Raw genomic sequence first — 22,081 nt, 5'->3', positions numbered from 1 at the left:
GCGTTTGTTGATCGAGATCAACGAAACGGGTCGTCGCAGCTGCTGCAGCGCAAGGACGCACGTCTCTCAGTGCGCGACCGGAAGCCTGATCGTGAACAGCGCGCCTCCCGCGGGCTGGTTCGCCGCGACGATCGTGCCGTGATGGGCTTCGATGATGGTCCTGGCGATGGCAAGGCCCATGCCCATGCCTTGCGGTTTGGTCGTGAAGAACGGATCGAACAGGCTTGCGAGATCGGAGGCAGGTATTCCGGGCCCGGTGTCGGCAATCCTGATTTCGGCCTGATTGCCGGTGCTGAGCGTCGACACGCTGACCTCCCGCTTTCCGGTATCCGCATCGGAAATTGCATCCATCGCGTTGATGATCAAATTGAGAATGACCTGCTGGAGCTGGACCGGATCGCCCTTGACGTGAAGGCCGGACAGGACCGGCAGATAACTCAACGTGATCCGGCGCCCCTGAGCGAGCGCCTTCACGAGATCGATTGCTTCGCGCACCGTATCGTTGAGCTCGATGTGCTTGACCTCGAACGGGGTCTTTTTCAGAACGCTGCGCAGCCTGCGGATCACCTCGCTCGCCCGTTGGTCGTCCCTTCTGATGTCGGCAAGGATCTGCTGGATCTCGACCAGATCGGGCTGGGCAGCCCTCAGCATGAGCTCCGCCGTTTCCGCGTTGGTCAGGATCGATCCGAGTGGCTGGTTCAATTCATGCGCGATCGAGGTCGTCAGCTCGCCAACGGCGGAGTATCGGTTGACGTGGGCGAGTTCCGTCAGCCGCTGACGCGACTCGACTTCCGCAACCCGCCGGCGGCGACGCTCGTGCAGGAGCCCGCTGATGAGTCCGGCCTGGACCAGGAACACGGCCAGGATCATCAGCATCTGCCAGCGATAGCGCTGCCAGATACTCGGCTCGCGAAACAGGATGGTGCTTCCCTTGGGCAGGCGACTCTCGCTGATGCCCCAGCGCTGCAACTCCCGCCAATCGTAACGCGGCGCGGCGAAGGCGATCGGCTCGTAATTGATGCTCGCGGGTTTGGCGCCGCCGAGAAGACCGATCGCGGCGCTGACGGTCCGCGACGTCGTTTCCGCAATCACGTGCATCGGTCCGCCGACCGTGCCTTCGCCGAAAAACGGCTCCTGGTAGGAAAAGATCGGCGCGTTCGCGACGGCACGCAGGCTGCGCAGCGCCCAGTCGCTCTCATAGACGACCCCGGCCGCATCGACGGACATCAGGCCCCAGAACAGCGCGGTGTGTGGCGGCAACTTCGACGAGCGCTTCAGGATCTCCTCGAAGGACAAATCCGAGTACCAGACGAGTTCGACCCGCTCGGCAAAAGGTTTCAGCTCCCGCTTCAGCTCCTCCATCCAGAACCTCTCGAGCGGCGAGGCGCCGACCACGATCGCGATCGATTTCGTGTCAGGCAGAACCTGAAGAATGTTATCGACGGCCGCGACGAAATCGTTGCGGACGGCCACGACGACATCGTTGTCGCCGAGATCGGCGCGCTCGATCAGTCGATGCTCGACTGCGGTCAAGATCAGCGGCGCATTGGGGAACAGTCGGGCGCGGTATCTCTGCGCAAACCGGGCGGCAGGCGCGCCGATGCTCACGACGATGTCGGGCGTCGCCCCCTGGTACAGCGAGTGCAGATACTCGACGAAGGGCGCCTCGGGACCCGGATTGTTGAAGCGCGCGGTGAGCAGCGCGTGCTCCTGGATATCGAGTGGCCAGGGCGATTGCCGCTCGAGCTCGGCCTTGATGTCGCGCGCATACTCGCTCCAGGGCCGAAACTCGCGGCCGAAGGAATGCAGCAGCAGCACGCGCTTGAGCTCGCCGCGCCGGTTCCGCTCGACCGCACCGGCCTGCCCGACCGCCAGGCACTCGGCCAGCAGCAGGCCGAGACAGAGGAGCGCGGCCGCGAGCCGTGGCTTCAGCCGGACTATGGACGCGCCCCCGCTCATGCTGCACCCTCGCAGCTTACGGCCGCTGCTTTCCCGGCAATTCTAGCCGGAATCGCACCACACGGACAGCCCCGAGGCGGGCCTCAGCACCGCGTGACGACGCGGCCATAGGCGTCCACGACTTGCACGCAAGACGGCGCATAATAGGCACCGGCTGCTCCCGCCGCGGCGCCAACCGCAACCGCTCGGCGTGTCGTTCGGCGCGCGACGCCGGCATAGCTCATCGGCGTGAGCGGGCGGCCAACCCTCGCCTGCGCTTCCGAAAGGAAGCTGCCCTCGCCGGGGCCGGGTGCATCGTTCCAGGACAGTCCTGCGGCAAAGGCGACCATTGCGGCCGCGCCGATCAAGGTCTTTCGCAGCATCATTTCTTGGCTCCTGTTGGCAGGCCCGGGGGGAGTTCGTCGAGATCCGCCATCGCGACCGAGTTGATGTCGATCTTGGTGGCGCCGGCCGGCGGCTTGAACACGAAGGTGTCCTCGGCAAACGCGTCGGTCTTCCAGTCCCGGGTCCGCAGCGTGTATTGCGGTGCGCCCGTCACCGTCTTGCTGGTGATCACGTATTTGCGCGGCACCGGCCTCGCGCCCGTCTCGATCCAGATCTGCCAGTCGGTGTCGGGGGTGCGAAATGCGAGATGCTCGCACTCGACGCCGTCGACCACGCCCTGCCCGATATGCTTGCCCTCGGTGGCCGTGCCCGTCAGCTCCTCGAAGGCGTTGGTGAGCAGCAGATCGGTGCCGGGCATGCCGAGCCCGGAACGGGCCTGCATCTCGCCGATCATCTGGTCCACCGTGCCGGCCAACTCGGCCTGCATGTAGGACTTGGCGTCGTTGCCGTAGAGCGAGAGCGTCTTGCCGTCATAGACCAGCTCGACATCGGCATAGCCGCCGGTGCGCCTGACGCGGAGCTTGTCGGGCCTGCCCAGCTTGATCTGTCCGGAGCTCGCGAACTGGATCTTCTGAAGCTCGGGCGTGATGATCTCGATGTCGCTGTCGAACGAGGCGGACAGGGCTTTCTGACTGGTCAGATAGTCCGTCATCGCTTTCAGGATCTTGGCCGGATCGTCGGCAAGCGCGGGCGAGGTCGCCAGCACCGTCGCTGCGCCGATGGCGAACCACGTCGAACGAAGAATTGTTGTCGATTTCATCGCATGTCCTCCTCGGATGAAGGACATTGAGATGCGCCGGCGGTCGCCTTGCTTGACATGAGTCAATACTTGCAGACATTGCCGCGAGGATTCCGGCCGCGCGGACCGGCGCGGGCGGCCGAAACGGCAGGCGAGTACGAATTCCGGCGAACTCGTCTCGTCCGTCCTCTCTCTCGTTCAATGCCCGCCGCTGAACACCAGCGTCTGGATCGGCAGCAACAGCGCCTGGATCCGCAGCAGCAACGCATGGACGAGGCCGACGCCGTCGACGACGTGCAGCGCGATCTTCCGGCTGGTCGGGGTGTCCTTGGCCGAGATCTCCTCGTGGTTGCTGGTGTAGGCATTGACGACGCAGCTCGAGCCCGGCGTGACACCGTCGAGACCGCCCTTGTACAGCGGCTCCAGGAACACCAGGATCGTGCCGGGACGGACCGCGTTCTGCGCTTCCAGCAATTGCTCGCCGGACCGGAATTGACCGGCCGCGATGTAGTCCTGCACGGTCGTGATCACCATGGGGATGATGACCCAGGGCTTCGATATGCAGGCCGCTTCCGCGACCATGCCGGTCTTCATCACCTGCGCCTCGATCTGGCCGAAGCCGGCCTGAAGAACCTTCCGGCCGGCCTCTTCCGGGATGAGGACGCCGGCCGGGCGCATCAGCTGGTTGACGACGTCGCCGGGGCGAACCAGGAACTGCTCGACGCGCCCGTCAACGCCGGCACGGACGACCGTCTTGTCGAGATCGACCTGGGCCTGGTCGCGTGCAGCTTCGGCGCTGGCCTTTTGGGCCGGCAGCAGAACCGAGACCTGCAAGAACGCCGATTGCCTCGCCGCCGTCGCGGCGTCGATGCCGGACTGTCGCTGCTCGACCAGAACCTGGAGCTTGTCGATGTCCCGCTGCGGAACGATACCGGGATTGCGGCGCTGCAGCTCGGTCTTGACCTCGAGCTCGTCCTTGGCCTGCTGGTAGTTCGCCTTCGCTTCCCCGAGCTGCGCCTCGGCTTTGACCACATCGACCTGTGCCGTCTGCATGGCGGCATCGACCTCGGCCACCTTCCGCCTGGCGGTCTCGAACGCCGCCTGCTGCTTCGAGCTGTCGAGCGTGAACAGAACGTCGCCCTTCTTGACCGGCGCGCTGAACCCGACCTTGACCTCGGCGACCCGGCCCGAGCCTTCCGGGAGGATCGGCACGGTGCGGAAGTACAGCGTCGCGGATGGGGTGGCTGGATGGAAATAGAAGATCATCGTGATCAACGAGATCGTCAGCATCAGGCAGCTCGTGATACCCCAACGCAGCTCGTGCCAGACCGAGAACAGCGTGATCTCCTTGCCGAAGCGCTTTCCTTGCGCGTAGCGCCGGTAGAGATAGTCCGGCAGGATCGTCACGAGGGAGCAGATCAGCAGCTCAAGCATGGCTGGGCTCCTTCTCCCTGGCGGGTCCCGACTTTTCCGCGGGAGGCGGCGCGACGGCTGCCTCGGCCTGGACGTCCCCCGCATCGGAGGCCGGCGTCGCATCGGCGATCTTCTCGACGGACCCTGCAATGCTGCGCAGTGGCGTGCCGAAATCCGGAAGATCGACCATCGCCAGCAACAGGCCGGCGATCCAGAAGATGTGCATGTGCGTGAACAGCGAGATCAGGCCGAGCACCGCAACGAACTCGAACTGCAATTTCTGCGATTTGTGTGCCATCCGCTCGGGCAGGCTGTGCAGTTTCCAGTAGAGCGTGCCGACCCAGAGCACGATCCCGATCAGGAATACGCCCATCACCACCATCAGCGTATCGGTCCCGCTCCCCGGTGCGAGATAGAACGGCAGATGATGCGGTGCCATCGGATGAAGCTGCTCGCTCAAGCGTCTCTCCCGGTCAAAACGTGCATGGGTAGCACTGTGTTCGGGCATGTTCGCATTTGTTTGATTTGAGTCAAGGAACCGCGGTCGAGCCAACCTAGCGTCCGCAGCATGCCGATCGCGCCATCATCAGGAGCCGCTTGCCATGCCCGGCCTAGACGATCTCATCCCCAGCGCCGCCCAGATTCGTAAGGAAGCCGCCCTCAAGGAGGCCGAAAAGGCGGATGAATATGTCCGCCTTGCCGCCGCGGCCGAGGCAGAGAAGCGTGCCTTGATCGAGCGCTTGAGCAAGCCGTCGGGCAAAACAGAGGAAGAGAAGATCAAGCTCGCCTCGACCATCATCCAGCGCGCGGTGCGCAACGGCCTCACGGAAGTGCTGGTCTATCGCTTCCCCAACTCGCTGTGCACGGACAAGGGACGCGCCATCAATCAGATGGAGAAGGGCTGGGAGAACACCTTGACCGGAATTCCCAAGGAGATCTTCCAGCTCTGGACCGATTACCTGAAGCCGCGCGGCTACCGCATCGCCTATCAGATCATCGATTTTCCCGGCGGCGTGCCCGGCGACATCGGCGTGACGATATCCTGGGACGACTAGGACGGACCGGCATGGCCAAGGACGCAACTGCGGAGCGGATGAAGCGGAAGGATTACGAGAAGGAGCTCGAGAAGCTCCAGGTCGAGCTGTGCCACCTCCAGGATTACGTGCGCGAAAACAAGCTCCGGGTCATCATCCTGTTCGAGGGCCGGGACGCCGCCGGCAAGGGCGGCACCATCAAGGCGATCACCGAGAAGGTCAGCCCGCGCGTATTCCGGGTCGTCGCCCTCCCCGCGCCATCCGACCGCGAGAAGACGCAGTTGTTCTTTCAGCGCTATATGGAGCGGTTTCCGGCCGGCGGCGAGATCGTGATCTTCGACCGGAGCTGGTACAACCGCGCCGGCGTCGAATACGTCATGGGCTTCTGCACTCCCGCCGAGCACGAGCGCTTCCTGAACCTCTGCCCGCAGATGGAGAAATACGTCATCGACGGCGGCATTATCCTGGTCAAGGTCTGGCTCGAGGTCGGGATGGACGAGCAGGAGCGCCGCTTCAAGGCCCGCATCGACGACCCGGTCCGGCAGTGGAAGCTCAGTCCGATGGACCTGGAATCCTTCCGGCGGTGGTACGACTATTCGCGGGCGCGCGACCTGATGCTGAAGAAGACCAGCACGAAGGATGCGCCATGGCACATCGTCCGCTCTGACGACAAGCGAAAGGCGCGGCTGAACTGCATCGCCCACCTGCTCGCCGCCATTCCCTACAAGCGCATCAAGAAGGACAAGATCAAGCTGCCGAAGCGCTCCGACAAGGGACGCTACAACGACCAAGCCAGCCTCAAGGGAATGAACTTCGTCGCCGAACGATATTGAGCGCGAGCGGGCTGCGCTGACGCAGCCCGTCGCCTGCTCCGATCACTTCAGACGGATCGTGACGCCGCCAACGGCAGCCGAGACTTCCGCGCCGACCCTGGGGCCGCTGAGCTGAAGGATCACGCCATTGCTGTTCTGCAACTGAACCGCGCCAGCACCTGCGGCGATTGCCCCACCCGCTCCTCCCACGGCGTAAGAGCCTTCGATGGATGCCGGTCCCTTCAGATTGAGCGCCCGGCCGACGAACTTCGTCGTCGACGCCCCGATGGTGAGGCCCACGCTCATGCCAGAGACCGTGAACGGATATTTCTTGCCCCGGTAGAGCAGAACGCCCTCGCCGCCGCCGGCGCCGACGATGAAACCGCCCTTGGTGAAGACGACCGCGACCTGGCCGGTATCGGCACACACGGACGTGCTGAAGCCGGCAACGGTGGCGAGCGAGGCGACCAGGACGGCGCCGATGGTCAGTTTTCTCATGACGTTCTTTCCTCTTATTGAGCCAGGATCATCGCGAAGTAGCCGAAGATGGTGAGAAGGATGCCCGAGACGGCATAGCCGACCGGGAATCCGATCCAGGGCACCGAGCTCTGGATCTCGACCGCGGCCTCGCGGCACGGGCCGGAATGCGAGCGCGCGCCGGCAACGCCGCCCATCAGCACCGCCGGATTGATCTTGAAGACGTGGAATCCGATCGCCCAGACGATGAACGGCGGGATCGTGCAGGCGATGAAACCGACGATGAAGATCTTGAGCGCGACCGCGCCAGTGAGCTGCGCCAGAAGGCCGGCGCCGGCATTGACGCCAACGATCGCGACGAACACGACGAGGCCGAGATCCTCGAGCACGTTTCGCGCCGCATTCGGCGTGTTGCCGAAGAAGCGCAGACGCGACACGACCGAGGACACGATCACGCCCGACAGCAACAGACCACCGGCATTGCCGAGGCCGACCTTGGCACCGAAGGCCGGGAATTCGATCATGCCGATCAGGAATCCGATGATCATGCCGACCGACAGCGTCAGCAGGTCGGTCGAAGTGTTGGAGCGGGCGATGCGGCCCCACATCTCGCCGAGTTCGTTGACCGCAGACTTCAGGCCGACCACCGAAACGATGTCCATGCGTTCCAGCTTGGTCTTGAGACCGGCCGGGATCTGCACGCCGCCGCGCTCGACCTTGGTCACCTGCAGCTGGCCGGCGATGGCCGTGTCGCGGAAGGATTCGAAGGTACGCCCGACGACGTCCTTGTTGAAGACGACGATTTCGGCCTGGTCCATGGGTATGCCGAGCGTCTTGGCATCTGGGACTTCCGGACCGATCAGGCCCATCTTCTCGGTCAAATGTTCGGTCGAGCCGCCCAGCGCGACGATATCGCCCTTCTGCAGCACGAACTCGGGATCGGCGCCCTGTGGCTCGCCACCACGCCCGACATTGACGATCCGATATTCCGGATTGACCGCGCGGAACTTGGCGATGCTCATCCCCACCGTCGCAGGATTCTCCAGCCGGTAGGCGCGCAGACCGAACTGACGGTAGCCGGTCAGGCCGCCGCCTTCGAGATCCTTGACGCCGAACTCCTGCTCATACTTCTTTGCGGCAGCCTTGGCATCGACGCCCCACCAGCGCGGCAGATATTTGCAGATCAGGATGATGCCGACGGTGCCCCAGATATAGGTGATGCCGTAGGACAGCGCGATCATGCCGGAGGCATCCTCGGGCTTCATGCCCGGAGGCAGCTTCACGACACCCGACGTAACGGCCTGCTCGGCCGAGCCGATTGCCGCCGACATGGTCTGCGATCCCGCCAGCATGCCGCCGGCCGCTCCCGGCGGAAGCGCGAACAGCTTGGCGCCGATCACCACCAGCGCCAGGCCGATCACGCTCGACACCACCGCAAGGAACAGGAACTTGACGCCGTCGCCGCGCAGGCTGTTCACGAAGGACGGGCCGACGCGCAGACCGACGCCGTACATGAAGAGATAGTAGAACAGGCTCTTGGCGAAGTTGTTCAGCTCGAGCTTCACGCCATAGCTGGATGCCCAAACCGAGATGCCCGCGCCGACCACGATGGCACCGGCAACCATGCCGAGGCCATAACCCTTGATGCTGGCCCGGCCGATATAGACGGCGAGACCGACCACGAAGAAGAGCAGCAGATACGGGTACTGCTGCAAGAACTGGAAAAATGCCTGCATGTTCGTCCCCTCCAGACCTATGACGCGGCCTTGAGCTTTGCCTGCGCGCCCGGCTTTGGTCGGCCGAGCTTGGCCAAGGCTTCCGTCCGCACGAGCTTCAAGCCTTCCTTGGCGTCGTAGCCGTGGATCTCCTTCACATCGAGCTTGCGCATGAAGTCGATGGTCTCCTGGGTGATGACCTGGCCGGGCACCATGATCGGGAAGCCCGGCGGATACGGGATCACGAAGTTGGCCGAGACGAGCTCGGGACCTGCCTTCAGCCGCCGGTCGATCTCGGCATCGTTGAGGCGGATGTGCTCACAGCCGGCAACGTCATAGGCCGCGTAGAAGCCGCTGCGGATGTCGCCTTCATTGGTCTTGGTGCCGGCATCGCCGCGGAAGCTCGGGTGGAAATGCGAGAAGTTCGGCAGGTCGGGCACGTCCTTCATCAGGCTCGTCACCCGTGCCTCGAACGTCTTCCGCGCATTGGCACCGCCCTGGGCAAGGCCGCGGTCGATCTCGCCCGCGATCTCGGCGAGCACGCGGACGAGATGCGCGACGTCGCTGCGGGTGTTGTTGATGTTGGACTGGACCAGGACCGAGTTGCGCGAGGTCTTGTTGACCTGGATGTTGTACTCGTTGGCGAGAATGCCCTTGAACTGCGTGCCGTCGTAGCCGGCCATGCCGCACACCAGCGTCATGCGGGTCGGGTCGAGGCAGAACTCGTCCTCATTCAGGCTCTTCAGCGTGTTCGCCCAGTTGACGCCCGGGGCGAGGAAGTCGGTGAAGCCGCTCTGACGGTACTGCACCGGCACCATGGCGTCGGCACCGAGAATGCGGAAGTATTTCGATATCAGCGGATTGTTGTTGACCGCCTGGCGGATCGCGAACGCGATCTCGATGGCATTGGCGACGAGGCCATAGCCCTCCAGCTCCATCTGCCGCCGCGAGACGTCGAGGCTGGCGATCAGCTGCTGGTTCGGACTGGTCGAGGCATGGGTGAACACCGCCTCCTTGAACTGCTGCTCGACGGTGTGGAATTCGACGTCCTTGACCGAGAGCATCGAGCCCTGGCGGATCGCCGACATCGACTTGTGGGTCGAGTTGGTCTGGTAGACGCGCAGCCGGATCTGTCTGGGGTCCGGAATCAGCCGGGTCTTGAGCAGCACCTCGTCGGAGGGGTTCTTGCCGAGCTCGGCCTGCTGCTTCTCATAGATCGCGACCGACCTGGGATCGCGCATCCATGCCTCGATCTCGTTGGCGGCGCCAAGTCCGGTGCGGCGGCGCAGGAACGGCGAGAATCGCGCAAAGCCGAACCAAGCTTCGTCCCAAAGGAAGATCAGATCGGGCTTGATGGCGAGGCATTCCTCCATCACCCGCCTTGTGTTGTAGATATGGCCGTCGAAGGTGCAGTTGGTCAGGTCGACCATCTTGACGCGGTCGAGCCGGCCGTCGGCCTTGGCGCCCAGCAGCGCCTGCTTGATGGTCTTCAGCGGCACCGCGCCGTACATCGAATATTCCGTCATCGGGAAGGCCTCGACGTAGAGCGGCTGCGCGCCTGCCAGCACCATGCCGTAGTGATGCGACTTGTGGCAGTTGCGGTCGACGATCGCGATGTCGCCGGGCGCGAGCAGCGCCTGCACCGCCATCTTGTTGGACGTCGAGGTGCCATTGGTGACGAAGAAGACGCGGTCGGCGCCGAGCGCCCTCGCCGCTTTCTCCTGCGCCTTCTTGATGTTGCCGGTCGGCTCCAGCATGCTGTCGAGACCGCCGGTGGTGGCGCTGCTCTCGGCCAGGAACAGGTTCGGGCCGTAGAACTCACCCATGTCCCGGATCCAGTCGGACTTGAAGATCGACTTGCCGCGCGCGATCGGCAGCGCGTGGAAGGTGCCGATCGGGCGCTGGGCGTATTTCTTGAGATTGTCGAAGAACGGCGTGTCGTAGCGATCCTGGATGCCTTCGAGGATCGACAGATGCAGCTCCAGGAGCTCCTCGACGGAATAGAAGATGCGGCGGACCACGTCCGCCTCGGGATTGCCCGCGAGCTCCTCCACGTCCCGGTTCGAGATCATGTAAAGGTCGAGCTCGGGCCTGACGCGCTTGATGATCTGGGCGAGCCGCAGCGCCGAGGCGTCGGTTTCGTCGCTGAGACCGGCCGTGGCCATGATCGAGCGCAACACCGGCGCATCGTGGCGCGAACGCAGGCCGAAGCCCTCGTTGATGATGACGGCTCCGAGGTTCGGATTGAGCATGGTCGCGCAGAAGGCGTCCTCCAGGCTGCCGACGATGACGGGTTCATAGACGAAGGCGTCGACCGGGCGCCGCAGCTTGCGCCATTCAGCGGCCAGCGCCGGCCATTGGCTCGATGATACGCCGGTGACGATCAGGGTCTCGAAATATGGCCTGCGCGCGCTGTGGGCACCAAAGGCCGGCGGCACCAGCTCCGGCGCGTCACCATTGCCGTCGTCCTTGGCGTTCCAGTCGCCGGCATGCTGACGGAAGGATCGCGTCGCCAGCGCCTGGGCAATTCGCGTCGCAAGGGCGAACGATGACGCACCGTCGCCGGCGGCCGCAGCTTCACGCAACGCCGCCATGAGGTGCGGACCGGGATAGCCGTGAAATTCTTCGGTGACGGAGAGATCGGCCAGCGCCGCGTCGAAGGCCGCGCGATTGCCGACGCGCGCCCAGGTCTTTGCTGCTTCCACGAGGTCGCGCCAGTCGTCTGCCCGTGCACCGGGGCCGGAGAAGAACTGGTCGATACGCTTCTTTGCGGGCTGGGCGTCCTTGGACATCTCTCTCTCCCGATCTCTTGCCGAAGGTGATGCGGGATCGTGGGTGCGGCGCGGGTCGCTCCATTGATCCAAGTCAACGGTCGCGTGCATTCTGCGAGTCGATGCAGCGCCGTTCGCACCGCAACACGACAACATCAAGCCGTTCGTTGTGCGGCGCTCGCCTGATCATCGCCGAGCAGGCTATCGAGCGACCGCAGCCACTGGCCGCTGTCGGTCTTGTCTGCGAGCCCCTCGGCGCGCAGGAGGTCGCGGAGCTGCGCATGAGCGCCGACGATGCAGAAGGTCACCTTGCGTGACGCAAGCTCGTCGTAGAGATCATGCAACATGCGTGCGCCGGCCAGATCGATATAGGGCGACGCCGAGAGGTCGCAGGCCACCAGCCGGACGCCGGGCGACCTCCCGAGCTCACCCAGGACGGTTTGCAGGATCGTCTCGGCATTGATGTAGAGCAGCGACGCTTCGGGCCGGAAGGCGATGATCCCGACCAGCGGCTCGACGCCCTCATGTCTTGCGCTATCCGAATAACGGCCGCTGCCGGGCAAGCGGCCGAGGAACGCGACATTCGGCTGCGAGGCCCGCGCCAGCAACAGCAGGATCGAGGCGATCGCCGCCAGCAGAACGCCCTGGAGGATGCCGAGCAGCAGAACGGAGATCAGGGCAATCGCCGCCGCGTAGAAATCGATCCGGCTGACCTGCCACATCCGCAGCAGCGCCCGAAGGTCGACCAGCCTGTAGACGGCGGCGATGACGATCGCCGCGAGCACCGCCTTGGGCAGGTTGGTCAGCAGCCCCGTGAAGAACAGCAGGCACAGCCCGAGCGCCACCGAGCAGATCACCAGCGCCAGCGGCGTCCGCGCGCCGGCATTGTCGTTCACCGCCGATTGCGACAGGCCGCCCGCGACGGGGTAGCCATGGCCGAACGCGGCGGCGAGGTTCGCCGCGCCCAGTCCCAGGAACTCCTGGCGGACATCGAGCGGATAGCCGTGCTTGGCGGCGAAGCTCCGCGCCGCCGATACGCCCTCGATATAGGCCAGCAGCACGCAACCTGCAGCGAGCGGAAACAGATCATCGAACGCCAGAAGGCCAAAGGTCGGGATCGCCAGCGCCGGCAGCCCTTCCGGTATCTTCCCGGTGACGGGCACACCGAGGGCTGGCAAGCCCAGGAGCGTTGCCAGGGCGATCGCGAGTGCCACGACGGAGATGCCGACGGGTTTTCCCGGCAAAAGCCGTTCGCCGAGCAGAAGCAGCACGAGCGCGACCGCGCCGATGCCGAGCACCAGCAGATCGATGCCGCCGAGCTGCCCGGACAACTTGATCGCGCGATCGAAAAAATTGTGCCCGCCGCCGGCGATGCCGAGCAGGCTCGGCAGCTGGCTCATGATGATGGTGAGCCCGGCCCCCGCCTTGAAGCCGACCAGGATGCTGTCGCTGACGAGGCGGACCAGCACGCTCAGCTTGAACAGCCAGGCGATGAAGCACAGCACGGCCACCGCGAAGGCCGTCAGGCTTGCGATCTGCGCATAGCGGACCGCATCGCCTCCGGCGAGGGCGCCGACGGTCCCGGCGATCATCAGGGAGATTGCCGAGGTCGGGCCGATTGCGAGCTGGCGCGACGCCCCAAACAAGGCATAGCCGATGCCTCCGAGCATGTAGCCGTAGACGCCGATCTGCGGCGGCAGGCCGGCCAGTGCGGCATAGGCGAGCGAGACCGGGATGGCGTAGGCGGCAAGCGTGATGCCGGCGATCGCGTCGGACGGCAGCCATTCGCGTCGGTAGGCCGCGAGCCATTCGGCTGGTGGAAAGAAGCGGGTCCAGGTCGGAGCGGATGGCCGGTTCATCGCCCGTCCTCCGAACGGGACGCTTCGCAGCGCAGCAGCACGATCAACAGCGCGACTACGGGCAGGCCCAATGCGAGATCGGGAATGCTCTTGGTGGCGAGAGCGCCGGCCGCGGCACCGAAGCCGAACACGGCACATAACGCGAAAAAGATGCCCGACCAGCGCAGCGTTCCGGCCGGAGCGCCCCCGGACGCAACTGCGAACATCGCCTCGATCGCCTGGCGCATATTTCCGGTGATCATCACCGTGCTGCAAGCGGTGCCCTCGACCCTGGTGAACGTCGCGGCCTGCATTGCCGCAACGAAGGAAATACCCAGCGTGCCCGCGGCATCCGGCAGACGATTATGCAGGATGCCGACCGCGATCAGGAGGATGATCTCGACCAGGGTGCTGATCACCTTGGCACGCTCACCGGCAACACGGCGCAGCCATGCCGCGATCACGATGCCAAAGGCGAAAGCCACGATCGGCGGCACGAAGTGCAACGCCTCCGTCCAGTTTCCGGCGGTCGCATGAACCCAAAGGAAGATCAAATTGGCGGTCTGGGCGTTCGCCAACACGCCGTGGATGATCCAGGTATAGGCGTCGATATAGCCGCCTGCGAAGGCGAGCAGCAAGACGATCCCCACCGTCTCATCGCGGCGGATCGCTCCGGTTGCGACGTCCAAGGTACTCATGTCGGCAATATGCGCTGTCGCAAACATTCCATCGCGTCATGGCGCCGCCACGTCGCCGCGAAGGCTTGATCTGGATCAAGCAACATCCCGCCATCGCCAATCAAATCACGCCAAAGCGCCGGGGGAATGCCATGGAAACCGTCAGGTGGATCATCGCCACCGCACCGGAAATATTCCTGCTGCTCGCGATCGCGATCGGCACCATCCTCGGACGCATCAGGATCCGGGGCTTCTCGATCGGAACCACTGCCTGCATCCTGATCGTCGCGGTGTTGATCGGGCAGCTCGGGAGCTTCACGTTCCCGCCGATCCTCAGGGCGATCCTGTTCAGCCTGTTTGTGTTCACGATCGGCTATCGTTCGGGACCGGAATTTTTCGCCTCGCTGAGCGTTCGGACCCTGGCACAGGTCGCGCTCGCGCTGGTGATCGGAGCCACGGGGCTCATCCTGGTGCTCATCTTCGCCCGCGTCTTCACGTTGGACACGGGGACGGCGGCGGGACTGGCCGCCGGAGCGCTGACGCAATCGTCGGTGATCGGCACCGCATCCGGCGCGCTGGCGCAGCTCGGTCTGCCAGCCGAAGCGCTGAAGCAGCAGGAAGCCAACATCGCGGCCGGCTATGCTGTGACCTACGTGCTTGGCTACATCCTGACGCTGCTGTTCGTGCCGTTCGTGGCGCCACGGCTGATGCGGATCGACCTGAAGGCGGAGGCCAAGAAGCTCGAAGTCGAGCTCGCGGGCGGTGCGCCGCCGAAGACGGAAAATCTGTCCTATCGCAAATTCCAGGCTCGCGCCTATCGCGTGTCGGCCGCCGCAGGTCGCACCATCGGTGCGATCGAGGCGGAGATCGGCAGCCGCACGGTCGTGGAGCGGATCGTGCGCGGCGGGGCCGACATCAAGCCGCAGCAGGACACCGTGCTCGAGGCCGGCGACGACATCGTCATTGCCGGTCCGACCGCCGCGATCGTCGCGGCCAAGCCGATCCTCGGGGCCGAGATCGACGCGGGAGAGCTGCTGCGCAACCTGCCGGGCAACGTGATCGAGGTGCTCGTCGAGAACCGGCAGTTGCACGGCCGCTCACTTCGCGAGATCGTCGACCGGCTCGGTGCCGATGCGCGCGGCGTATTCCTGCGTGCGCTGACGCGCATGGGACGGGAAGTGCCGCTCGGTCCCGACACGCGGGTCTATCTCGGCGACGTCATGACGCTGGTCGGCAGCACAAGCAATATCGCGCGGGCAACGGCGCAGGTGGGATACGCCCTCAATACCAGCGATCGCACCGACATCGCCTTCCTCGCCGCGGGCATCTCCGTAGGCCTCCTGGCGGGCCTTGCCAGCTTCAAGGTCGGCACCGTCGCATTGACGCTGGGTGGCGGCGGCGGCGCGTTGATCGCCGGGCTCGTCTGCGGCTGGTTGCGCTCGCGCAGGCCCGGCGTCGGCGCAATGCCGCCGGCGGCGCAGCAGACCCTGAGCGACATCGGGCTCGGCGGCTTCATCGCGGCGATCGGTCTGGGCAACGGGCTTGCCGCCTGGTCGGCGATCCAGGCCCACGGCTTGTTGCTGGTCGGCATGGGCATCGTGGTCACGCTGGTTCCAATGACGGTCGGAACGCTGGTCGCCTATTACCTGCTGCGCATGAACCCGGTCGTGACCTGCGGTGCGCTCGCCGGGGCCATGACGGTCGATGCCGCCGTCACCGGCGCCTGCGACGTTGCCGAGAGCCAGACGCCGGTGCTCGGCGTCGCCGTCCCCTACGCGGTCGGCAATGTCGTCCTCACGGTGCTCGGCCCGATCGTCGTGGCCGCAACCTATTCGGGTTGAGGGAGGAGCGGATGCGACGCGGACCCGCATGGCTCCATTCTCTCGCGATCAGTTTCCTGGCCCTTTTCCTGGCCGCATCCCCCACGCACGCCGCGGACGAGATCCGCATTCAGGAGGAAATCTGGGCGCTGCCGCTGCCGCTGCCGATGTTCGCCTATCTGGTGCGCCCGGTCGGCGAAGGTCCGTTTCCGCTGGCGATCATGAACCATGGTGTCTCGCTCAACCCGACCAATCGCAGCTTCTTTCCTCTGGTGGAATTTCGTGATGCCGCCAAATGGTTCGCAAGGCGCGGCTATCTCGTCGTGGCGCCGGTCGGCAGCGGGTATGGCGCAGCAGCCATCGATATCCCCGAGCGGGCGCTCTATGGGCCGTTCTTCTCGAAGGTCGGCAAATGCACCAATCCGAACTTCCGTGATGCCGGCCTCGCGGTCGCCCAGGTCGATCTCTGGATCATCGACTACCTGGCGGCCGAGAAGCGGATCATCCCCAAGGATGTAATCGTGGTCGGCCAGTCCGCCGGCGGTTGGGCCTCGATCGCCCTGTCGAGCGTGAACCCGCCACAGGTGAAAGCCATCATCGTCTTTGCCGGGGGCCGCGGTGGACGCGTCGACGGCAAGCCGAACAACAATTGCGCGCCCGACCGCCTGGTCGAGGCCACCGCCGATTTCGGCCGCACATCGCGCGTGCCGATGTTGTGGATCTACATCGGGAACGACACGTTTTTCGGTCCCGAGCTGTCAAAGCGCATGCACGCTGCCTTCATCGCCGCCGGCGGCCGGGCCGAATATCACCTGATGCCGCCGTTCGGTGACGAGGGACATTTCTTCATCGGTTCGCCGGACGCAGTTCCGCTCTGGTCGCCGTTGGTCGCCAAGTTTCTCGATGCCCAGAACTAAAGTACGGATCTCGGAGGTGCAGCCATGGCCCGTGCTCTTGATTGCCTGTCTGGCCTGCTGATGGTGGCAACAGTCGTGGCCGCCACGATCTCGGCTGTCGCTTCGCCCAAGGCGGCGCAATCCGAAAAGCCCCCCGAGGTCACAACACGCGGACAGCGCGAAGCGAACGACATCAGTTATGACAGCTGGCAAAAACTGTGCTTCAAGGCCGGCGGCGCGCCCACCCTCTGCCGGACCTCGATCACCGGCCGATTCGCGACCGGGCAGACGGCCGTGCGCGTCGATCTGATCGAGCGGGAGGACGCGCCCGCAGCGCGCCTGCAGCTTTTCGTCCCGGTCGGGATGTACCTGCAACAGTCACCGAAACTGGCGGTCGACCATGGCGCCGCGTTCCGCATTCCCTATACCTGGTGTCTCACCAATCTCTGCATCGCGGCCGACGTCGTGGCGCCAACGATCGTCGAGGAGATGGAAAACGGTCAGACGCTTCTGCTCGAGCTCGTCGACTCCAATCTTCTGGCCCTGACGACCTCGATTCCGCTCGCGCAATTCGCTTCCGCCCACAAGGGGGCGCCGGCCAGGACGCTCGAGCAATATGTCGACGAATGACGGCCGGCGTGGAGCTACAGGACGCGGGCGCGCTCGACGGACTCGATCAAGGACTGCGCCGCAAACGGCTTGGTGAGATAGGCGATGCAGCCCGAGGCGATCGCCGCGGCGCGGTTTGCCGGGCTGTCATTGCCGGTGACGTAGATCACCGGCGCCGCGATGCCCTTCTCGGCCAGGTTTCGCCGCACCTCGATGCCGGACTTTGCACCGAGATCGATGTCGAGGATGATGCAGATCGCGGTGTGGAACCTGTCATGGTCCAGCAAGGCGCTACCAGTCTCGAACAGGGTGGTGGCGAAGCCGTGTCCTCGCAGAAGCCTGTCCATGCTGGTACGCATGGACGGGTCGTCATCGACGACAAAAACGGACTCGCGCAGGGGCAAGGCGACGTGCCTTTCCGAAAGAGGACGGCGTGATATTGGAAACGACAGCCGCATCTCGACGCGGTCGTATCTGCGTTATTGCACACGGCTTGTCGCGCACTGTCAACACGCCGGGCATTGTCCTTTGGGACAGGCACATCGAGGGAACCCACGCCGTCCCGAAGCCGTCAGCGGGCATCCGGATCGAGCATGCCGAGACGCTCTGCGATCGAGACGAGCTCCGCCAGCGAGCGAACCTGCATCTTCTCCATCACTTGATGGCGGTGCGCCTTCACCGTGCGCTCGGTGGTCCCCAGCTCGTGCGCGATCTGCTTGTTGATCCGGCCGCGCACGATGAGATCAAACACCTGCCGCTCGCGCTGTGTCAGCGCGGCCAGATGACGACGAAGCAAATCGAGCCTGCTGGCCTGGGCCCGCGCCGTCCGCTGACTGGCCAGCGCCCGTTCGATGGCATCGAGCAGATGCTCCGACGACACCGGTTTGGTCAGGAAGTCTTCCGCACCGGCCTTGATCGCCCGTACGGTCGTTGGCGTGTCGGCATGACCGGTCAAGAAGATGATGGGCAACATCGAACCGGACGCGACCAGCCGGGCCTGCAGGTCCGGACCGCTCAGGCCGGGGATCCGGACGTCGAGCAGGATACAACCGGCCGGCTCGCCGTCCGACAGCGAGTCCAGCAGCTCCAGCGCGGACGCATAGCTTGCGACCTCGTATCCCGCGAGCTTCAGCCGGCGCTCGATCGCGGTCCGGAAGGATTCGTCGTCGTCAACAACGTGAACCAGGCCAGGCAACTCTACCTCTCGCTAAAATCAATCAGGACGCTCGGCGTCGTTCTCACTCTGCAAAACGATCTTCACCGTTCGAAGATCGAAATAACTGCATCGCAATATATTGCATCCTACCCGTAGCAAGGGCTTCTCATCCAGCGCAGCGATCACCCGTGCTGTCCCTTGGTACAATGAACCTTGGGACAATGGATAAGAATACTTCCTTGGCCGAAAATCAACTTCGGCGGGAGTGGGATAGCGCGGCCGCATTTCCGGCAAAGTATTTCCTCTGACAGACCAATTCGGCGGAAAAGCTGAGGAGTTGGCCTATGTTCGTTCGCATCACGACGGATTCCACGCTGCGTCCCAATACTCTCCGCGACCTCGGCATGGCAAGTCATTCAAATGCTCTGGTCAATTTAAGCGAATTTTCCTACCGAAAAGGCTCCGAGATCTACGGCGAGAAAGAGCCGGCCGAGTATGTCTACCAGGTCAAGTCCGGCGCGGTGCGTAGCTACAAGCTGCTGTCGGACGGCCGCAGGCAGATCGGCGCATTTCACCTCGTCGGCGACATCTTCGGGCTCGAGAACGGCGGCGAGCATCGGTTCACGACGGAAGCCATTGTCGACACCACGGTACGGCTGATCAAGCGGCAAAGTCTCGAGAACGTGGCCGAGAGCGATGCCATGGTGGCGAGAAACCTGCTCAGCATGACCACGAGCAACCTCCAGCATGCGGAAGACCACATGCTGTTGCTCGGCCGCAAGACCTCCCTGGAGAGGGTCGCCGCGTTCCTGCTCGAGATGGACAAGCGCCTGACGGCTGCCGGCGTCATGGCGCTTCCGATGTCGCGACGCGATATCGCCGACTATCTCGGCCTGACGCTGGAGACCGTCTCGCGCGCCTTGTCGCGGCTGCATGAGCTCGGCGTGATCGGCTTCCTCGGCAACACCCAACGCCAGATCGTGCTGCTCGACCGGCAACAGCTCGCAAGCCTCGATCTGCAGCCCTGAATCGGCGAAAGGCCGGGTCACGATCCACCTGCTCGCGCGGCGACGGCCTCAAGCGCGTGGCAGGTCCGCGCCGGGCTTTTCCGTGAGCCCGAGATGCTCGAGCGTCTTGAGCAGGACTTCGAACAGAATGGCGGCGGACCAGCCGAACAGAAGAGCACCATTCATGGCAGTGAGCGGGCCGATCAACCGCCATTCGCGCACCGGCGTGATGTCGCCGTAGCCGAGCGTAGCGTAGTTGACGAACGCGAAGTAGAGCATGTCCGCGTCGGCGGCAGCGGCCTGGATGACGTGATAGGCCGCCGCCCACACCAGAACTTCGAGCATGTGGGCGATCTTCAATACGACGGCGATCGCGATCATGACGCTCATGAGGTGCAGTCTCGGCCGCCTGGTACGGCGCGGAACGGCCCTGCGGGCAATGGTCACGGCCACCACCGTCACGAGCGCGTGGATTCCGATATTGATCACGCTGACGAACGTGCCGACAAGAAACTGGAGCATCATCGGTGCGAACCCAACCTCGTTTCGACCTGGGTCAACCGTGCCTCGATGGTTTCCTTTGCGACGACCGTCGCCTGATCCACCGGCGCCGACGCCGCGCGGTCGATCCCCATCCATGCGGTCGCAAGCTCCCAGGCCACCGACAGGATGATCGGCCCGATGAACAGGCCGATGATACCATGTGCGAGCGTCCCGCCAATGACCCCGATCAGGATGACGAGCGTCGGCGTCGTCAGGCCGCGCCCCATCAGGAGCGGCTTCAGCACGTTGTCGAGCAGGCCGACGACGACCAGATAGACCGTCAACAGCAGCGCTACGGTCACGTCCTTGTCCATCCATATCCAGATCAGCACGGGGAGAAGGACGAGGCCGGCGCCGAGCTGGACGATGGACAGCAGGAGCACGATGACCGCGAGCAGTCCCGCGCTCGGGATCTCCGCGAGCTTGAAGCCGATGCCCGCCAGCAGGGCCTGGAGGATGGCCACGCCGATGACGCCCTGCGCGACGGCGCGAATGGTGGCGCCGGCGAGCTCGAGGAAGTGCTCGCTCTGGCCGGGCACGACGCGCAACAGGAAGCCGCGGAGCGCGGCGACGAGCTGTGCGCCGTGCGGAAGCAGAAAGCCGGCGACGAGCACCGACAGCAGGAACTGGAGCATTCCAATTCCGGTGTCACCGGCAAACGACAGCATCATTCCGGCGAGCGGTTTCAGGTACGGCGCCACCTCGCGCAACGCCGCGCGGATGTTGGTGTAGGCCTCGTTCCAGATGGCGTGGAGCTGAGGACCGATCAACGGCCAGCTCTTGACCTGCTCAGGTGCGGCCTGGAGCGCAAGATCGCCACTGACGATCTGGCCGGCAAGGTCCCGGAGCCCTTCGACCGCACTGAGGCCGAGCCAGGCGGCGGGACCGATGACGATCCCCAGCGTGATCAGGGTGAGAACGGCTGAGGCCGTCCGGGGACGCCCGCCGAGGCGTTGGGCGAGCCAGGCGAAGGCGGGATGAAACGCCACGACCAGCACGGCGCTCCAGCTCAGGATGGGCACGAACGGCCGGATCACGAGGAAGGTCCAGAAGATCAGCAACCCGAGCAAGCCCAGCCGGATCACGAGCTGAACAATGTCCTCCGCGGACAGAAGCTGGCGAAGGGTCTTCAAGACGCATTGCCTCCAGGCCAACAGACGGCTGCCGAGCAGCTAGCGGGCGGCCCACCGCGGAGGCTTGATCCAGATCAAGCCAGGCGTTCGTCGCCTCGCGAGATCGGCGACCTGCGCGCGCCAATTGCATCTCGGCGCAGATTGCGCGGTTCGTCGCGGCTTAAAGCACGCCGGCAGTTCGCAGCGCCCGCTCGAGCGCCTGCAGCTCGCTGCGTGTCGCCGCCGGCTGCGGCGGCCGCGCCGCGTCGCACGACAAGCGTCCAAGCAGCTTCAGGCAGGTCTTGAGCCGCACTGTTGCCCGTCCTCCCGGCGGATCGCGGTAGATCGCGACCGCGAGCGGATAGAGCTTGTCGTGCGCGGCGCGCGCCCGGTTCCAATCGCCGGCCTCCGCAGCATTCCAAAGGCCCACCACGAGCTCCGGCACCACGCAGGCAAGGCTCACCTGGCTGCCGGCCGAGCCGACAATGTAGCTCGTCAGGAGATGCTCGTCGCTGGAGCCGAGCACGACGAAATCCGGCCGCTGCTCGCGGATCAGCCTGAGATTCTGTTCATAGGCCGCAACCTCCCAGCTGCCCTCCTTCACCGCGACGAAGCGGGCATCGGCGACAAGCCGCCTCAGCAGCGGCGGCGCGTAGGCCATGGCTCCCGCGCCGACGGGCGCAGCGTAGAGCATCAAGGGTCCTGTCGTGGCATCGCGGATGCGGCGGTGATGCTCGATCACGCAATCATCGGCGTGGCCGAGCGCCCAGCTGTTGGGGGGAAACACCAGCAGCGCGTCCGCGCCGGCCTGCTCCAGCGCGGCCGCCTCGCGCGCCGCCTCCAGGCTCGATTCATGATTGACCCCGGAGACGATCAGGCAGTCCTTCGGCGCGTGCCGGCGCGCCAGCTCCACCACGCGCCGCTTCTCGGCCAGCGACAGCACGAAGTTCTCGCCGGCGTGACCGTTGACGAGGAGGCCATTGATTCCAGGCGTAGACGCCACCGAGGTGAGATGGCTTGCGAGCTGCGCCTCGTCGACCTCGAAATCGGGCGTCATCGGCACGATGGTGGCGGCGTGGATGCCGCGCAGGCGGTCGCTGAATCTCCGCATCCTGGTCG

21 protein-coding genes are annotated in these 22,081 nt (G+C 64.7%); 6 read left to right on the top strand and 15 right to left on the bottom strand.

Translation table 11 applies throughout. The annotated features are described in order from the left end of the window. Positions 1–66 precede the first annotated feature (66 nt). The 5 genes from BDOA9_RS18615 to BDOA9_RS18595 all read right to left on the bottom strand — a co-directional run bounded on the left by BDOA9_RS18615 (position 67) and on the right by BDOA9_RS18595 (position 4,934). Complete coding sequence (locus BDOA9_RS18615; RefSeq protein ID WP_025035475.1) at positions 67–1,959, bottom strand: ATP-binding protein; 1,893 nt, start codon at positions 1,957–1,959, stop codon at positions 67–69. An 83-nt stretch (positions 1,960–2,042) separates the two neighbouring features. After that, positions 2,043–2,324 carry a hypothetical protein gene (locus BDOA9_RS18610; RefSeq protein ID WP_025035474.1) on the bottom strand — a complete coding sequence of 94 codons (282 nt, stop codon included), beginning with the start codon at positions 2,322–2,324 and terminating at the stop codon, positions 2,043–2,045. Beyond that, on the bottom strand, positions 2,321–3,103 hold the full coding sequence (locus BDOA9_RS18605) for a DUF2092 domain-containing protein (RefSeq protein ID WP_025035473.1): 783 nt from the start codon (positions 3,101–3,103) through the stop codon (positions 2,321–2,323). Before BDOA9_RS18605 ends, BDOA9_RS18610 begins: the two co-directional genes overlap by 4 nt. Positions 3,104–3,280: 177 nt before the next feature. Next, a complete protein-coding gene (locus BDOA9_RS18600; RefSeq protein WP_025035472.1) occupies positions 3,281–4,516 on the bottom strand; it encodes an HlyD family secretion protein in 1,236 nt (411 codons plus the stop codon). Next, positions 4,509–4,934: a hypothetical protein gene (locus BDOA9_RS18595; protein ID WP_042336594.1), complete on the bottom strand. Its 426-nt coding sequence runs from the start codon at positions 4,932–4,934 to the stop codon at positions 4,509–4,511. Before BDOA9_RS18595 ends, BDOA9_RS18600 begins: the two co-directional genes overlap by 8 nt. A gap of 163 nt (positions 4,935–5,097) precedes the next feature. Here BDOA9_RS18595 and BDOA9_RS18590 point away from each other — a divergent pair, with 163 nt between their 5' ends. Together BDOA9_RS18590 and ppk2 are read left to right on the top strand one after the other, a co-directional pair. Beyond that, positions 5,098–5,550 (top strand): hypothetical protein, encoded by a 453-nt coding sequence (locus BDOA9_RS18590; RefSeq protein WP_025035470.1) that lies wholly within the window; start codon positions 5,098–5,100, stop codon positions 5,548–5,550. 11 nt (positions 5,551–5,561) lie between these two features. Beyond that, positions 5,562–6,362, top strand: coding sequence for a polyphosphate kinase 2 (gene ppk2 / locus BDOA9_RS18585; RefSeq protein WP_025035469.1), 801 nt, complete (start codon positions 5,562–5,564; stop codon positions 6,360–6,362). Positions 6,363–6,404: 42 nt separating this feature from the next. Here ppk2 and BDOA9_RS18580 read toward each other — a convergent pair whose 3' ends face one another. The 5 genes from BDOA9_RS18580 to BDOA9_RS18560 all read right to left on the bottom strand — a co-directional run bounded on the left by BDOA9_RS18580 (position 6,405) and on the right by BDOA9_RS18560 (position 13,840). After that, positions 6,405–6,839 carry a hypothetical protein gene (locus BDOA9_RS18580; RefSeq protein WP_025035468.1) on the bottom strand — a complete coding sequence of 145 codons (435 nt, stop codon included), beginning with the start codon at positions 6,837–6,839 and terminating at the stop codon, positions 6,405–6,407. A gap of 14 nt (positions 6,840–6,853) precedes the next feature. Beyond that, the gene (locus tag BDOA9_RS18575; protein ID WP_025035467.1) at positions 6,854–8,554 is read right to left on the bottom strand and encodes an aspartate:alanine exchanger family transporter; all 1,701 of its coding nucleotides are present in this window, start codon (positions 8,552–8,554) and stop codon (positions 6,854–6,856) included. Between the two features lie 17 nt (positions 8,555–8,571). Further along, positions 8,572–11,325 carry a decarboxylase gene (locus tag BDOA9_RS18570; RefSeq protein WP_025035466.1) on the bottom strand — a complete coding sequence of 918 codons (2,754 nt, stop codon included), beginning with the start codon at positions 11,323–11,325 and terminating at the stop codon, positions 8,572–8,574. Between the two features lie 134 nt (positions 11,326–11,459). After that, a complete protein-coding gene (locus tag BDOA9_RS18565; protein WP_025035465.1) occupies positions 11,460–13,163 on the bottom strand; it encodes a SulP family inorganic anion transporter in 1,704 nt (567 codons plus the stop codon). Continuing rightward, positions 13,160–13,840 (bottom strand): YoaK family protein, encoded by a 681-nt coding sequence (locus BDOA9_RS18560; protein ID WP_025035464.1) that lies wholly within the window; start codon positions 13,838–13,840, stop codon positions 13,160–13,162. Before BDOA9_RS18560 ends, BDOA9_RS18565 begins: the two co-directional genes overlap by 4 nt. Before the next feature lie 131 nt (positions 13,841–13,971). Here BDOA9_RS18560 and BDOA9_RS18555 point away from each other — a divergent pair, with 131 nt between their 5' ends. Genes BDOA9_RS18555 through BDOA9_RS18545 form a run of 3 tightly spaced genes read left to right on the top strand, consistent with a single transcriptional unit; the run spans position 13,972 to position 17,165 of the window. Next, positions 13,972–15,660 (top strand): aspartate:alanine exchanger family transporter, encoded by a 1,689-nt coding sequence (locus tag BDOA9_RS18555; RefSeq protein ID WP_025035463.1) that lies wholly within the window; start codon positions 13,972–13,974, stop codon positions 15,658–15,660. An 11-nt stretch (positions 15,661–15,671) separates the two neighbouring features. Beyond that, positions 15,672–16,556 (top strand): alpha/beta hydrolase family protein, encoded by an 885-nt coding sequence (locus BDOA9_RS18550; RefSeq protein WP_025035462.1) that lies wholly within the window; start codon positions 15,672–15,674, stop codon positions 16,554–16,556. 24 nt (positions 16,557–16,580) lie between these two features. Beyond that, on the top strand, positions 16,581–17,165 hold the full coding sequence (locus BDOA9_RS18545) for an invasion associated locus B family protein (RefSeq protein WP_025035461.1): 585 nt from the start codon (positions 16,581–16,583) through the stop codon (positions 17,163–17,165). A 14-nt stretch (positions 17,166–17,179) separates the two neighbouring features. On the opposite strand, the gene BDOA9_RS18540 is transcribed toward BDOA9_RS18545, so the two are convergent. Both BDOA9_RS18540 and BDOA9_RS18535 read right to left on the bottom strand, forming a co-directional pair. Continuing rightward, entirely contained in the window at positions 17,180–17,503 is a 324-nt protein-coding gene (locus BDOA9_RS18540) for a response regulator (RefSeq protein ID WP_244521490.1), read from the bottom strand. A 212-nt stretch (positions 17,504–17,715) separates the two neighbouring features. Further along, a complete protein-coding gene (locus tag BDOA9_RS18535; RefSeq protein ID WP_025035459.1) occupies positions 17,716–18,339 on the bottom strand; it encodes a response regulator transcription factor in 624 nt (207 codons plus the stop codon). A gap of 305 nt (positions 18,340–18,644) precedes the next feature. On the opposite strand from BDOA9_RS18535, the gene BDOA9_RS18530 reads away from it, so the two are divergent. Continuing rightward, the gene (locus tag BDOA9_RS18530) at positions 18,645–19,328 is read left to right on the top strand and encodes a helix-turn-helix domain-containing protein (protein ID WP_025035458.1); all 684 of its coding nucleotides are present in this window, start codon (positions 18,645–18,647) and stop codon (positions 19,326–19,328) included. Between the two features lie 48 nt (positions 19,329–19,376). Here BDOA9_RS18530 and BDOA9_RS18525 read toward each other — a convergent pair whose 3' ends face one another. From BDOA9_RS18525 to BDOA9_RS18515, 3 genes are all read right to left on the bottom strand, one after another. After that, positions 19,377–19,832 (bottom strand): potassium channel family protein, encoded by a 456-nt coding sequence (locus BDOA9_RS18525; protein ID WP_025035457.1) that lies wholly within the window; start codon positions 19,830–19,832, stop codon positions 19,377–19,379. Continuing rightward, positions 19,829–20,983 (bottom strand): AI-2E family transporter, encoded by a 1,155-nt coding sequence (locus BDOA9_RS18520; protein WP_025035456.1) that lies wholly within the window; start codon positions 20,981–20,983, stop codon positions 19,829–19,831. The genes BDOA9_RS18525 and BDOA9_RS18520 overlap by 4 nt, the downstream gene beginning before the upstream one ends. A gap of 160 nt (positions 20,984–21,143) precedes the next feature. Then, the gene (locus BDOA9_RS18515; protein WP_025035455.1) at positions 21,144–22,073 is read right to left on the bottom strand and encodes a dihydrodipicolinate synthase family protein; all 930 of its coding nucleotides are present in this window, start codon (positions 22,071–22,073) and stop codon (positions 21,144–21,146) included. Positions 22,074–22,081 lie beyond the last annotated feature (8 nt).

Origin of the sequence: Bradyrhizobium sp. DOA9, from assembly GCF_000617845.2 — a bacterium.
Taxonomy (GTDB): domain Bacteria; phylum Pseudomonadota; class Alphaproteobacteria; order Rhizobiales; family Xanthobacteraceae; genus Bradyrhizobium.
This window is presented reverse-complemented; position numbering and strand designations above follow the sequence as displayed.